The 14,611-nt window shown below is 59.9% G+C and carries 12 protein-coding genes; all 12 read right to left on the bottom strand.

Features of this window, described 5'->3' with window-relative positions:
* Window positions 1–48: 48 nt before the first annotated feature.
* Window positions 49–879, bottom strand: a complete 831-nt coding sequence (locus BLQ12_RS10695) for a DUF4114 domain-containing protein (protein WP_175469648.1) — start codon at window positions 877–879, stop codon at window positions 49–51.
* 81 nt (window positions 880–960) lie between these two features.
* Window positions 961–1,923 (bottom strand): glycosyltransferase family 2 protein, encoded by a 963-nt coding sequence (locus tag BLQ12_RS10700; RefSeq protein WP_092210639.1) that lies wholly within the window; start codon window positions 1,921–1,923, stop codon window positions 961–963.
* A 3-nt stretch (window positions 1,924–1,926) separates the two neighbouring features.
* On the bottom strand, window positions 1,927–2,259 hold the full coding sequence (locus BLQ12_RS10705; RefSeq protein WP_092210640.1) for a hypothetical protein: 333 nt from the start codon (window positions 2,257–2,259) through the stop codon (window positions 1,927–1,929).
* Entirely contained in the window at window positions 2,240–4,456 is a 2,217-nt protein-coding gene (locus tag BLQ12_RS10710) for a glycosyltransferase (RefSeq protein WP_092210641.1), read from the bottom strand. Before BLQ12_RS10710 ends, BLQ12_RS10705 begins: the two co-directional genes overlap by 20 nt.
* The gene (locus tag BLQ12_RS28185) at window positions 4,453–5,061 is read right to left on the bottom strand and encodes an acyltransferase (protein WP_302846769.1); all 609 of its coding nucleotides are present in this window, start codon (window positions 5,059–5,061) and stop codon (window positions 4,453–4,455) included. Before BLQ12_RS28185 ends, BLQ12_RS10710 begins: the two co-directional genes overlap by 4 nt.
* Window positions 5,046–6,644: a lipopolysaccharide biosynthesis protein gene (locus BLQ12_RS10720; RefSeq protein WP_092210642.1), complete on the bottom strand. Its 1,599-nt coding sequence runs from the start codon at window positions 6,642–6,644 to the stop codon at window positions 5,046–5,048. Before BLQ12_RS10720 ends, BLQ12_RS28185 begins: the two co-directional genes overlap by 16 nt.
* Before the next feature lie 432 nt (window positions 6,645–7,076).
* Window positions 7,077–8,270 (bottom strand): glycosyltransferase family 4 protein, encoded by a 1,194-nt coding sequence (locus BLQ12_RS10725; protein WP_092210643.1) that lies wholly within the window; start codon window positions 8,268–8,270, stop codon window positions 7,077–7,079.
* A complete protein-coding gene (locus BLQ12_RS10730; RefSeq protein WP_175469649.1) occupies window positions 8,267–8,848 on the bottom strand; it encodes an acyltransferase in 582 nt (193 codons plus the stop codon). The genes BLQ12_RS10725 and BLQ12_RS10730 overlap by 4 nt, the downstream gene beginning before the upstream one ends.
* A 342-nt stretch (window positions 8,849–9,190) precedes the next feature.
* The gene (locus tag BLQ12_RS10735) at window positions 9,191–11,371 is read right to left on the bottom strand and encodes a GumC family protein (protein WP_092210645.1); all 2,181 of its coding nucleotides are present in this window, start codon (window positions 11,369–11,371) and stop codon (window positions 9,191–9,193) included.
* 43 nt (window positions 11,372–11,414) lie between these two features.
* Entirely contained in the window at window positions 11,415–12,455 is a 1,041-nt protein-coding gene (locus BLQ12_RS10740) for an SLBB domain-containing protein (RefSeq protein WP_092210646.1), read from the bottom strand.
* 430 nt (window positions 12,456–12,885) lie between these two features.
* Window positions 12,886–14,241: an O-antigen ligase family protein gene (locus tag BLQ12_RS10750; RefSeq protein WP_092210648.1), complete on the bottom strand. Its 1,356-nt coding sequence runs from the start codon at window positions 14,239–14,241 to the stop codon at window positions 12,886–12,888.
* A gap of 88 nt (window positions 14,242–14,329) precedes the next feature.
* Window positions 14,330–14,611 (bottom strand): transposase (locus tag BLQ12_RS10755; RefSeq protein ID WP_139163940.1); only part of this gene is annotated, 282 nt, incomplete at its 5' end.

Genomic DNA, 14,611 nt, shown 5'->3' on the forward strand with positions numbered 1-14,611 from the left:
ATAAGGCGGCACGCATCGGAGCACGGCATGAGATCTGCCGGTCGGGCTTTAGGCGGTTCGCCTCTGCCGGTGAACGGTAAAGCCGATGATCAGAAAGGAGACCAGGGTCAGGAGGGTGGCGGGCTCGGGGACGGAGGTGAGGGCTGCCACGTTGGCTGCCCCGATATCCACGGCAAAGAGGAGGTCGTTGAAGTCCCGGTCTCCGCCGCCGTAGAGATCTTCAAAGCCCACGAGGAGGTAGGGGCTGGAGGGCATGGCATAGGCCACCACGTGGTCGATACCATCGGGATTGATGGAGGTATCGGTGGAGTAGGTCATGGTGCCGCCCCTGGCCCCGTTGGCGATGAGGAAGAAATCGAGCTGGGAGTTGGCCTCAAGGTTTCCGATGTCAACGAAATCTCCGGGATACAGAGGGTACCAGCGGCTTCGGGATTGGGATTTACCCGGGCCAGGGTCGTAGGAGGAGACCCGGCTGGTGGCATCGGGGAAGATGAGCTTGGGGTCCCCTGATCCCGTCCCGCCGGCCTCGGTGTTGAAGCCCAGGGTGTTCTTGTACCCCGCTCCTTCGCCCACGAAGTAGACCCGGGCCTCCGATGCGGTGGAGATGGCCAGGTTGGAGGGGTCCAGGGCGATGCTGGTGGTGTCGTTGATGGAGACGTTTTCCCCCAGATTGGTGTTGATCCAGGAGTTCATGGAAGGCAGGACATCGCTCTGGAAGAGGGATGAGCGGTCATCGGAGCCCGCCTTCATGACGGGCGCTGCGATATCGAGGCCAAAGGGCCGGGCAAAGGACTGGATGGGGGACTCTTTGGCCTGGACCGGGGTGGAAAGGGCCAGGAAGAGGAGGCCCAGGAGGGCGTAACGTGTTGTGTGGTTCATGGTGTTTTCCTTAGACATACTTTTTTTGGTTTGGGTCGGGTAACTCACAGAGAACCCGTTTTTTTTGTTGCGGTGCCGTGTTCACGGCTTGGGAGGGTTTGTCAGCTGGTTGAGGATCAGCTCCATGATCGCCGCGGCGTCGGCTTTTTTCTGCGGCGATTCCTTTTTGGGGGCAAGGGTGTGTTTCACGCGGACGAGGGCGTTCCAGAGGTACTCCACGGCCATGGCGGCCAGCAGGCGGGGCAGTCCGTAGCATTTTTTGTAATACCTGTATTCGCTGGCGATGCGGATGGAAAGGCTTTGCCGTCCGTGGGTGGAGATGCGCCCCGGGGTCTTCAGGGTGCTTTGTCCCCCGATGTGCACCACCGAAGCGTTGGGGTAGAAGACGACGTCCCAGTAAGCCCTCTGGGCGGCCAGGCAGTAGTCGATCTCTTCAAAGTAGAGAAAGTAGCCGTCGTCCAGCAGGCCGATGGTCTCCATGGTTCGCCTGCGGATAAGAAAGAAGGCACCCACCACCCAGCCCACCTTGCGGGGGGTGCTGTGGTCCCACCAGGTGTAGTCCACCTTGCCGAAGATGCGGGAGGCGGGAAACCGCGCGGCAAGTCCTGAGATGTGGATACATTTGTTGATGGGGCCCGGAAGGCTCCGGGCCGAAGGCTGCAGGGAACCGTCCGGGTTGGTGAGGCGGCACCCGAGGATCCCCGTCCGGGGATTGGCGTCCATGTAGGCCAGGGTCTTTTCAAGGACGCCGTCTTCGATGAAGGCATCGGAGTTGAGCAGCAGGATATAGCGGCCCACGGCGCGCTTCATACCGGGATTGTTGCCGCCTGCAAACCCCACATTGACGGGGAGCCGGATGAGGGTGACCTCCGGGAATTCGGCCTCGATCATGTCGGCGGAACCGTCGGAGGAGGCGTTATCCACCACGATGACTTCCCGCCGGACCTCTCCGCCATGGTCCCGCACACAGGCCAGGCACCGGCGGGTAAGCTCACAGGTGTTGAAGGAGACGACGATGATGGACAGATCGGTTTCTTTTGCCATGGGTCATTCCATGAGATGGGCATGGGTGAAGAGATCAAAACCCATGAGGGATTTTATGAGATAGAGCAGAAAAAAACTTCCCGACAGCACCACGCACAAAAGCACGAGAAAGATGGCGGCGGCTGTGATGTGGCCCTTTATGCGTCCCTTTTCCGGGGGCGCTCCGTGGGCCAGGTCGCGGCCCATGAGAAACCCCAGAAAGTAGACCTCGCCAAAGAGCCGCAAGGGCAGGATCATTCGGAATATCAACTCCCGTCTGGCGGGTTCCTCCAGTGGGCGGGATTCCCCGTCGGTTGGGCGGGATTCCCCGTCGGTTTCAGGAGGGAGGGTTCGCATCGGCGGTCTCCCGTTGGTCGATGCCGTCCTGGGGCACCGGGCCGGTGGGCTCCGGCAGCACCTCCAGGCGCTTGCCCATCTTTAACCGTTCCAGCTGCCAGGCCCGTAGGGAGGCCTTGAAGCCGGGGTGGCTGTACTGTCGGGTCCGGGTGACCCACCCTTGAAAATACCCGGCGATGATGAGGAGTCCGCCCACCACAAAGGGGCGTTCAATGACCCGGTAAAGCCCGGCAACGAGGATGTAGAGGGGGTGGGTGCCCATGAAGTACTGCCCCCAGCCCCAGCGGAGACGGCCATGGTAGATGCTTTTGTGGGATGATCCCATGATCCGGTGGTCGGTGATCTGCAGGGCCGGGGTGTTGAAACTGCGGGTGCGATAGCCCTCCATGCGGCATCGGTGGAAGGTGATGCCGTCCCACATCACCTGGCGTGTAAACCCTCCGATGGCCTCAAAGCAGCTCCGGCTGAGGCAAAGGACCCCGCCCAGGACGCTTTCGTCGGTGATGCGCTCTTCCACCAGCCGTCCGTCTTCCAGTTCAAGGAAGAGCTTGCCGCTGGCCGCCCCCAGGTAGGGGTCCTTGTGGAATTTGTTGAACAGGGTTTCAAAGTAGGTGGAACCGACGGTGAGGTCGCCGTCCATCTTGCAGATGAAATCGTAGGCCGTGGAGGCGATGGCCGCGTATCCGTCGTAGAAGGCTTCCACCACGCCGGGACCCACCTGCCGCTCCCCGCGGTTGGAGCGTTTTACATACCGGATAAAGGGATACTCTTTGGCCGCTTCCCGGATGATCTCAGGGGTGTTGTCCGTGGACCCGTCGTCCACCAGGATATACTCCGTGGGGGCAATGGTCTGGGCCGCAATGCTTTCGATGGTGGCGGGCAGGTAGGCCTCCTCGTCGCGGACCGGGGAGACCACGATGTAACGGGGCGGGTTGCCGATGGGCCTCTTTTGCTGGGGGGGAAAGGGGCGGGGGAAGGAGGCTCTGCGGATCAGGCGGGCCAGGGCGGCGGTATTGGCGCCCTGGTGGAACTCCGCTTCCACCTTACCCCGACCGTTTTGAGAAAGGCTCCTGCGCAGATCGGGGTGGGCCAGGAGAAGCTTCAGGGATTCGGCCAGGTCGTCTTCGTTGTCCGGCTCGCAGAGGAGGCCCGTGGTCCCTTCGTCGATGAGCTCCGGGATTCCCGAGATGGCGGTGGAGACCACCGGGACCCCGGAGGCCATGGCCTCCATGAGCACCACGGGGATGCCGTCCATGTCGCCCTGATCGTCCCGCCTGCAGGGAAGCACAAAGGCGTCAAGACCCGCCAGCCAGCCCGGGACCTCGGCATGGGCCAAGGGCCCCTTGAAGGTGACCTCGGCGGAAAGGCCCAGGTCCAGGACCCGTTGCTGCAGGGCCTCTTTCATGGGGCCGTGCCCGGCCATCTCCAGGTGGAAGGCGATGCCCTGGCGTTTGAGGATGGCGCATGCCTTGATGAGCTGGTGAAAGCCCTTTTTCTCCACCATGCGTCCGATGCTGCCAAGAAGGGGAGGCGTGGCCAGTTCCTTGGGGGGCCGGGCTTCAAAGAGGGTGGGGTTTACCCCGCAGCGCATCACGTGGATGGAGGCCTCCGGTGCCCCGCGTGAGATGAGGTAGCGAAGGTTGAATTCGGAGATGGTGGCGGCAAAGGCGGCCCGCCGGACCTTCTCTTTCAAGAGCCAGCCCCGTTCGAAGAGGTCGTTGGCGTGGGCCGTGAAGCTGAAGGGCACCCCGCCCATGGCCGAGGCATACATGGCCAGGTCCGTGGGGATGTGGGCAAAGTGGGTGTGCAGGTGCTCGCACCGGTTGGCATCAAGGATGTCGGCCAGGTGGGAGGCCCGTGCCCACCGGTAGCAGAGCCCCGCAGCGGTGCGGGAAAAGGGCCCCACACGGATCAGGTCCCGGACCAGCAGGTTCAGCGAGCGGATGTACCTCACGGGCCGGGTCGCGATGCGCTTGAGATGGGACCAGATAAGGGACACCCACGACTGCTCGTAGAGGTAGCAGGTGACGCGGCTCAGTCGCTCCGCTTCCCGTCCGGTGGCCGGGGCCGTGGGGCGATGGACGGAGATAGGCAACACGGAAAATCCCTGGGTCTCCATTTCCAGGAGCTCTCCGGTGACAAAGGTGGCCGAAAGGGCCGGGATCTCAGGGGCCAGGTATGCGATTTTGTCTTTCATGGGTGCCTTTTTTGTCTTTCCCGGAGCACGGTGGCCGGTGCCCCGGCTGCCAGGGTGTGGGAGGGGATGTCCTTGGTGACCACGCTGTTGGCGCCGATGATGGCGCCGTCGCCGATGGTGACCCCGGGCAGGATGCAGCAGCCCCGGCCGATCCAGACGTCCCTGCCGATGATGATGGGCGCTGCGGTGTGGGGCTGGAGGCGCATGGGGGTGCCCATCTCCGTGCCGTGGTTGGCGTCCCGGATGGAGGTGAACTCACCGATGATGGCAAAGGTGCCGATGCGGACCTGGGCATAGCTGGTGAGGGTGGTGCCCCGGTTGATGCGGATGTTGTCTTCCAGGATGATCTCCCCCTGCTCCTCGGTGGTGAACTCGCATTCTCTTCCGATGCGGCACCGCTTGCCCAGGGTGATGCACCCGGAGCCGATGATGCGAACGGGGCCGTCGCACTGGGTGGTGGCATCGGCGCTGGGAATTCGGGCCATGAACCGCGCGGTGTAGATGTGGCGAGGGAGGAGACGGCCCACCGGTGCCATCAGGCGGATCAGGCGACTGAGAACGCCGAGAAAGAGGTTACGCAGGGTCTCTTTTACTGGGGGTTCCACAATTTGCTCCACAGGGGGATCATGGGTTTCGGGGGGGTGATTTCCGATAGTCGGTGCTTCTCTTCCGGGGTGAACAGGCGGTTGCGCGCCATGAGCAGCAGGAGCAGGGCCAGGATCAGGTGGGCGCATCCAAAGAGGGCCAGGAAAAAGAGCCCGGGCCACCGGGAGGTGGCAACGTCCGCCCAGAGGCTTCGGCAGAGAAACAGGCCCGGCAGCCCTGCCGCAAAGATGAGCAGGACCGGGGGCACGGTCTGGCCGATAAAGGTTTTCCAGGGCACGGCAAAGAGCCCGTTGGCCCTGTGCAGGAAGTAGAGGGACCCTGTTGCCTGTGCCAGGGTGTAGGCCCAGGCGGCGCCTTCAAGGCCTGCGGCGTAAATGAAAACCGGGGTAAGGGTCAGGAGCATCGCGGCAGAGATCACCATGTACCGGATCTCATAGCCGGGGAGCCCCATGCCCCGCACGCAGGCCGTGCCGGAGCCGGTGAAGAGGTTGATGAGGGTCCCCAGGGCCAGGATCTGCATGACCCGGGCCGGTGCGTCGTATCCCGGCCCCACCCACACCTCGATGATCTGGGGGGCAAAAAAGATGAGAAAGGCATAAGGGAGCCCTGACAGGAGCATGATGTAACGGGTGGAGCGCAGGTACATGCCCCGGAGCTTCCGGTGCAGCCCGCTGCCCTCCAGGTGGGAGGCCGCGGGCATCAGGGTGCCTGCCACGGCCGACGGGAGCATCATGCCGATGTTGGGGAGCTTGCGCCCGATCTCGTAGAGGCCCGCTGATTCCAGATGAAGGATCCGCGTGATGAAGATGCGGTCCACCGAATTGATGAGAAGGGAGAGGAGCCCCAGAACGCTCATTTTACCGCCGAAGTTTCCGAATTTTTTCAAAGCCTCCACGCGCAGGTGCCGAAAGCGCAGGGAGAGAAAGGGAAACACCCTGTGGGCGAAGAAGATGGTGAGCAGAATGATCAGCCCGAAGCGGATGGCGTAGGCCCAGAGCAGGGAAAACACCCCCATGCCCATGCGGAAGAAAAGAAGCAGGAGCACCAGCTCCACCACCGAGGCGAAGAGGTGGATTTTCCGGACCAATGCAATCTGCTGCTCGCCCTCCAGCACGCACTGGTACCCGGCCAGGCTGAAATTCAGGACAAAGATGGCGGCGGTGCCTACAAAAAGGCGATGGGCCGTCCTGTTCAGCTCGGGATCGATGCCGAGGACAGGGATCAGCACGGGCAGCGCCGGAAGAAAGAGCAAAAACAGCAGGAGCCCTATCCCCACCATGGAGATAATACCCGTGGAGAGGAGCTGGTTGACCTTGTCGTTTTCCCCCCGGGACCTGTAATCGGCGGCATACCGGATGTAGGTGTTGTTGAACCCGAAGGCCGTCAAAGCAAGGTAGGAGAGCACCACAAAGCAGTACGCCCAGAGCCCGTACTCCTCGATGGTGATGTACGAGAGGATGAGTGGGGTCAGCACAAGGCGGCTCCCCAGATACCAGACGTTGTAGACGATGGTGAAAAGGGAGTTCCGGGAGACCGTTTTTGCGATGTTTTCTTTGTCGTTATTTGGGGATTGAGGGTTCATAGAATAAAAGCCTCCGGCGGCAAGGTGGGGGCACCTTGAAACCCGGTGGCGAATGCATGGGAGCTGTCGGTGTTCAGGCGTCTTCGTGGCATTCGCACGACGTGTGACATTCGGCAACCGTCTCTGCAGGAGACACCTATTTCATGTATCAAAAAAATGATGCGGGGCCCTCTGAATACGTTAAAATAAATGTAACTGTTCAGCTTATGCCTCCGGCGGCCCTGCCGGGGGCTAAACTTTTGCCTGATCTTAAAACGACGGGTTTAATAAACAGGTTTAAAAAAACAGATTCAGTTTAATCTGAACCATAGGCGAATGTGATTTTCCCTGAGGAACGAAGGGGAAAGCACATTCGCACCCTGCTTTCGAGGTGGCTCACCTCGCCGCCGGAGGCAAGCTTTTTCCACCCACCTTAACCATAGAGGGCATCGCTTATCTCTGTTTTACCCTGAGGACCCGTGAGATCTCATGGACCATGGTGCGCCCCCAGGCGTCCCAGTTAAGGTGCTCTTCATAGCGCCGCCTGCTTTCGGTGTTGAGGCGCATGTAGGTGGTGGGGTCCAGGGCGGTGTCCCGGATCAGGCAGGCGAAGTCGGCCCCGTCGGCGTCGGGCGGGAGGAGGTGGCCGTTGACCCCGTTTTCGACGATGGTGCCCACGCCCCCCACATCCGTGGCAAAGACCGGCAGCCCGTAGGCGGCGGCTTCGCAGAAGACGACCCCGTAGCACTCGGCCCGGGTGGGCAGCAAGAGAAGGTGGGAGCGATTCAGCACTTCCTGGAAGCGGGCTCGTTCTTCCGGGATGTTTTTGTTGAGGTAGGGGATCACGGTCATCTGCTCGTGGCGGAAGGAGGCGGGGGGAACGGTCCCGCACACCGTGAGGCGGGCGTCCACGCCGTTGTCGATGAGGCTTTTAAGGGTATGAAAGGCGATGTCGCCTCCTTTTCGTTCCCACTCCTTGGCCAGGAAGAGCAGCTCAAGGCGGCCCTTGACGCGCCTGCCGAGGCTGGCCTCCCGGGACGGCGGGGTGTCCAGGTTTGCGCCGAAGGGCGCCACCCGGACCTTGTCCGGATCCGCCCCGTAGGTAGTGACGGCGGAGCGTGCGGCCCAGTGGGACGGGTAGACCAGCAGGTCGGCCCGGTTGATGACGGCCTGTTCGAACCGGTGCTCTGTGGCGGCGGCGTCTCCCATGGAGGAAAAGATGGGGTAGACCTCCTGCATGAGGGCAAAGGTGGCATCGGAGATGTACACCAGGGGAATCCGGGTTTCGATGTGGGCCGTCTCCACGCTTGCCGCTGGGGCGAGGAGCAGGTCGAAGGCTTCCTGATCCAGGCGCTTGTCGATGCATCGGGCAAAGTGTTGGGACGCCTTTAAGGTTCGCTCCGGGTAGGTGCGAAGGCCGGTGATGCGATGGCGCACGGCGGCCAGGCGTTTTTTTAAGTCCTGGTGCGGAATGGTCAGGGGGCCGATCCAGGTGAGGGAGCGGACAAAGGGTTCCAGGGCCTTGACGATGAAGTAAGTGGAGCCGGACCAGGTGCGACGGTCGTAGGGGTCTCCGGGGCTTGCCACGGCAATGCGGAGTCTGCCGGGGGCCTGCTCGGCATCGTGTTGGGTCGTGTGGTGCGTCATGGGCTCGTCTCTTCCTCGGAGAAGAAATGGGCGATGCGTGCCTTGCGGAGCTTGGTCTCCAGGTGCGGGTCAAAGACATGACGGCCTGCGCCTTCAAGGAGAGGGTACCAGGGAAGATCCCCGGTGGCCTCGTCAAGCCGGTCCCGGTAGCTTTGGGTGGTGCAGATGTGGCGGGCGGGGTTTCCCGCCCAGACTTCCCCGTCGGGGATGTCCCGGGTAACCACGGAGCCTGCCCCGACGATGACGTGGCTGCCCACGGTGATGCCCGGCAGGATGGTGGTGCGGTTGCCGAGGAAGACGTGGTCCCCGATGGTGATGGGGGCCACCCGGTCTAAATGGGAGGCGTCCCGGATGTTGAGCATGATCACCGAGGCGTCATGGCAGAGGAGCTGGCAGCCGTCGGTGATCCAGACATTGTCCCCGATGGCGGTGAGGTAGCCGTCGGGCATCCCGGCATTTTTGGCGATGAAGCAGCCCGTGCCCTGGCGCCTGAGAAACCCTTTGTCTTTCAGGTAACGGGCGTAGGGAAAGCCGCTCGGGATGAAAAATTTGAGGCGGATTTTTTCGATGAGGTTCATGGGTTTCGTCATTGTTCAGATCAAAATAGCCTCCGGCGGCAAGGTGGGGGCACCTTGAAACCCTATGGCGAATGCCTGGAGGCAGCCATTATGCAATTGTTCTCGAGGCATTCGCGTGATGTGTGAGATGTGGCAACCGTTTGCTGGAAAGGCCCGTTTCATTCTTCTGGAAACACTATGAAGGGCTTTTGGGATTCGCTTGTATTTAACCGGAATAACTCCGGCGGCAAGGTGTGCCACCTTGAAAGCAGGTTGCGGATGCATTTAAAAAGAATTTTTAAAACCTGTTTGTTAAATTTTTTAAAAGTTTAGCCCCGGCAGGGCCGCCGGAGGCATTTCTTTTTATGTCCCTTGCCCCGCCCCTTGAAATGCGCTTTGCACCTGGCTGTAGTAGTTGTCCATGGCCTCCCGGTAGTATCGGCCCCGTTGGAAGGAGACGCGGTTCAGCACCACGGAGATGGCTTTTACCTCCAGCCGATCGAGGGTGTGGACGGCCCGGGCGAGCTCTCTTTCCACCACGGCCCCTGCCTCCACCACCAGGATGGTGACATCCGACAAGTGGGTGAGGAACCGGGCGTCCGTGGAGAGCCACAAAGGAGAGGAGTCCAGAAGAACGTAGTCGTAGTCGCATCGGAGGCTTTCGATCATGGGGGCCATGCCGATTTCCTGGAAGATGCTTTTGTCGATGCCCGGCCAGTTGCCGAAGGGGAGGATGTGAAAGGGAAAATCGCTGTCTTTGATGATGGCGTCGTTTAAGTCGCAGTGGCCTTCCAGTACATCCCACAGGCCGGGTGCGTCTTCGGCAAAGAGATCTCGGGTCACGGGGTTCCAGACGTTGAGGTCCACAAAGATCTTGCGTTTGGCCATGCCGGGAAGGGCGGTGAGGGTGTTGAGGAGAAAGGTGGAGACCCCCTGATTTCCGTTTAGGGAGAGCCCGTTGTAGACCCGGGAATTGTGCTGCGTGTTCTCCTTGGCGATGGAAAAGGCGATCTCTTTGAATTGCTCTGAGACCCTTGAAAAGGGGGAGTCCAGGCACATCCTGTGGCGGTCCTGCGCCGCGCCCTGGTCCTGCTTGGCGTCCATGATGTGGCCGGTGGCGGGAAAGCCCAGGACCCGCTGGATATCCTGAATGCTTTTGAGGCGCGGGTCGAGTTTGTCCTTGGCCACGGCGTAGCCGATGCCGGAAAAGAAACCCATGATAATAACCACGGCCGCCATTTTGACCCGTTTGCCCGTGTCTGGAGTTTCCGGGCTCTTGGCCTGGGTGAGGATGCTGGCCCGGCCAGGGGAGCGGGATTCCACCTCAATCTGGTCGATGCGCTCTTCAATGCGGAGCAGGGCGTCCTGGAGGCGGTCGATCTCCCGCCTGAGGGTCGAGGCCTTCATCATCTGGGTGTTGACGTCCGTGGCCTTGTGCTCGGCGGCGGTGAGTTCCTCGATGAGTCGCTGTTCCGCACTCAGGGCCGAGGCAAAGAGCATCTCTTCTTCCAGGATTTTTTTCCGCTGGTCGGACAAGAGCTTGCCCCGGATCACCTTTTCTCCCACCTCGCCGGCCCGCTTGAGCAGGTTCTCCTGGACCTCGTAGAGCCGGGTGAGGTTCTCTTCGTACTCCTTTCGGTCCGGGTGGTTTTCGTTGACCCCGGACAGGGTCAGGCGCATGTCCTGAAGCTTTCGGGAGAGCTGGATACGGTTGTCCCGCGTGGCCCAGTCCTTTTCCACCCAATCGTCCACATCGGCTTCGATGTCGAGCTGCTGGAGCTTCACCATCTGGTTTTTCAGCTCCCGGAGCCGGGTCTGGGTCTCAATGCGCCGTGTTTTGGCCTTCACCAGCTGCTGGGTGAGGTCCACCACGGCCTGGAGGTAGACGTAGATGTTCTTCTCGTCGGTGATTCCCACGGCATACTTGGCGGAGATGCTCTCCAGCACCGCGTATTTTTCCGCCAGGACCTTCTCCTGCTCCTCCCGGCGTCCTTTGAGAAACCCCAGCCTGGAGCCGTCCTTGTTGAACCGCTCCAGCCGGGTGTGTTCGATGTAGGCTGCGGAGACGGCGTTGAGGATCTCGGCAAGCCCCCTTCCCCTCCGGCTGAACATGGACAGGGAGAAGAGCTGGGTGTCCCGGAGCTGCTTGATGGCCAGGCGCATGGCCAGTCGATCCACGGCCTGCTGCATGGTTTCGTCCGGGTATTTCCAGTTTGAGCCTGTCTTTTCGACCTCTTCGATGGCCATGGAGAGGACGGCGTAGCTTTTGACGATGTTGATCTGGGTCCGCACGTAGTCGTCGTAGTAGGGGGTGATGGAGGCCTCTTCCTTGCCGTAGAGGATCTTGGGGATTACCGGCTCGATTTTAAGGACCGCCTCGCTGTAATAGACCGGCTTGACCTTGAACCAGACGGCCGGCACGCCCAGGGCCAGGATGGACAGGACGATAAGGCACACCATAGGCAGGTGGTTGAGGAGGCTCCCCACGGGGTCGATGGGTTTGGCGGGAAAGGTGGGGACAGGTTTGTTTTCCGGGATGTCCATGGCAGGGGCGGTCTCGGTGTGTCCGGGGCATGGGATGCGGTGATCAGTCTGTCAGGGTATCGTGGATGATGGTGCCGCTTATGAAGGTGCGCAGGAACGGATCGATCTGGCGCAGGTAATAGTTGAAGGTGGCGATTCCTTTTTTGGGGATATAGATGATGTCGTTGTCCAGGAGCAGAAAATTGTCGGAGAGATTGCCCGTGGCAAGCATCAACTCCATGTCGATGGTTTTCACCCCCTCTTGTTCTTCCATCTCTCGGATGAGACGGATCTTGTTGGTCTGGGCGTCCTCGGTGGGCCCGCCCGCCAGGTTGATGGCGTCCAGAATGGAGAGGCCCGTGGTCTGGATCTGGTAGGAGCCCGGGTTTTCAACTTCTCCCATGACAAAGACGGCGGCGTCCATGGATTCGGGGATATAGATGATGTCGTTGTTTGCCAGGCTGATGTTCAGCTTGAGGTTGGCCCGCTGGAGGAGCTTCAACAGATCGATCCAGATGATCTGGTTCTTGCCCCGGACGATGTAGCATTTGGAGAGAAAGATGGTTTTGTCCCGGGTGGGAAGGCCCCCGGCCATGGCCAGGGCTTCCAAGAGGGTGGCCTGGCCGCTGAAGTGAATGACACCGGGATTTGCAACCCTTCCGAGGACATAGACCCGGTTGTTCATGTATTTGATGATCTTAACCGTGGCGATGGGCTCTTCATAGTACTCCCGGTAGAGGCCCGTGATGATCTTCGAGGCTTTTTTCCTGTTCATTCCCCCGATTTTGAACTCCCCCAGCATGGGGAGGGTGATGTTCCCGTAAGGCCCCACCACGTGTTCGCCGGACAGTTTGGGGCGGTTCCAGATGTCCACGGTGAGAAGGTCCCCGGAGCCGATGATGTACTCGTGGGTGAGGTTGGCCTCGTGGAGCCGGATCACCTCGGGGTCGGCAAAGGGGATCTCCGTGCGGAAGCTGTTGCGGGAAAAGGTTGTGTCGTCGGCCACTTCAAGGGGTTTGGTGGCGCAGGCGGAGATCAGCAGGAGATAGAGAAGAAGGGGAATGAGGATGGGGGGATGGATGGGTCGACGGGGGCTCTGACTCATAAAAGTGCCTTTCAGATCAAGACCTGCGGGGGTGTGGAGAGTACCGGAACCGTATGTTTTTTGGTAACTATTCAGCTCAAACAAGCCTCCGGCGACCCTGCCGGGGGCCAAACTTTTAAAAAGTTTGACAAACAGGTCTTAAGCAATCCTTTCCAGGCTCCGCCGAAATAATTTCCACTTTTTCGCATTAGAAACGTTTTTTGCGGAGCTTTTTTTCAAAAAAGCGACCCGCCGGAGGCTAAACTTTTGCCTGATCTTAAAACGACGGGTTTAATAAACAGGTTTTAAAAACAGATTCGGTTTTATCTGTATCAATGGCGAATGTGATTTCGGGGTGGCACACCTCGCCGCCGGAGGCATCGCTTTTGTTTTTTTCTGAGCCCTTTTGACCCTGCGGTTCATCGGACTTTAACCATAGAAGGCTGTTTTTTTAGAGAACCCGGGCAAAGCCGAAACGGGGTGCCGGGGGCACGGCATGCATGGCGCTTTCCGTGTCGGCTGTCTGGGGCCGGGTGAGGATGAGGATCTGGCCGATACCGGCCAGCATGTAGAGGTACTGGACGCTCTGGGCCCCGGAGTAGACGGTGGCCTGGGAGAAGATGGCGCAGACCCATCCGGCGATGAGGCACCAGGCCAGGCGACCCCAGGGGTCGTCCCAGGCCGTTTTCTGGGCGTAGATGATCATGCGGATGAGCATGCCGAAGAGAAAGACCAGGTAGAAGGAGAGGGCGATGACCCCCGAGGCCAGGGCCACGCCCAGGTACTCGGCGTCAATGGACTTCATCCCTTTGACCGACGGGACGTTGAAGCGGCCCCAGCCTGCGTAGGGGCGCTCCATGACCACCTCGCTGTAAGCCTCCCACATCTCTTTCCGGTAGGCGACGTTTCGCTGGGCTTCGGTGGTGGCCGTGGCGCGGGTGACGGAGATGTAATCGATGAACTTCGGCACGATGACCATGAGCATGAGCACCCCGGCAACGGAGACCACCGTCAAGATGGTGGCTCGGTTTTTGTTCCAGCCGTAGTAGATGACGGCAAGGCCAAGGAGAAAGCCGATGATGGGGGCCCGTGAGATGGAAACGAAAATCCCTAAAATGTTGAGGCCCACGATGATCTGCCCCTTGCGCCGGGTGGGGTAGTGGCCCTGGTTCTGGCACCAGATGGCCAGGGGGGCGATGAGGGCAAAGACATAGCCGGCCACGATGGGATGGGAAAAGGGGCCAAGGGCCCTTTTGAAGCCCCAGCGGCTCATGACCATGCCGGTATCCCAGACCACGTAGGTGGGCCAGAGGCGCCTTAAGTGCTCGTCAAAATGGTTGATGAACATGCGGAATTCAAGGGCGTTGAAAAAAGCCACAACGGCCCCCACCACGGTCATGGCCCGGATCAGGGAGACAAGGGCCGTTCGGTCCACGGCAAAGCTTCGTACCAGCATGTAGGGAACGCAGATTCCCATGAGGTTGTTGAAGACGATCTTCTGGGAGATCTTGTAGGTGCTGTTGCTCCACTGGGCAAAGAAGATGGCAAAGACATAGGCAAAGATAAACAGGTCCATCCAGTGGTAATCGTACCCGTCAAACCCGTTCATGGCCCAGGCTCCGAGGATGGGGACCAGGGCGGCGGACCAGAAGTAGAGCTCGGGCACCCCGCTGACCACCTTGACGTTGAAGTAGGCGGGAAAGAAGGTAAGGGCCGGCAGGAAGGAGAGGATGAACACTTCCCGGGGCGAGCGGGTGGCAAGGAGCAGGGCGCTGATGATCAGGGGGAAGAGGACGATTTTATCCATGGGAATTAGGTGGTAGGCAAATCAGGTAATAGAAGTAATAGGTAGGGGTTGCTGAACAATTTTGCGCGATTAATTTCAGGACATGGGGTTAGTCAGCTGCAGATGCAAAACGTGACACTCTAAACGGCCACCACCGAATTGGCTCTTTGAAAAACAGGCACAACAAAATGGCTTTCAGCCATTTTTCAAGATTCATAACTAAAAAGCATAGTGAGATGGCAGTTTCACTGGTCTTTGCTAATTTTGTCATGACACGGCCAAGACAGTATCGTCTCTTTGCTTGTCCAAATTTTCCTTCAATGGGGATTCGATCTATTTCGTCTTGTCGGGCCTGAAGAGACTTTTTGATTAGTTCTGCCTCAGTTTCTGC

It is taken from the genome of Desulfoluna spongiiphila (genome assembly GCF_900101345.1).
GTDB lineage: Bacteria > Desulfobacterota > Desulfobacteria > Desulfobacterales > Desulfolunaceae > Desulfoluna > Desulfoluna spongiiphila.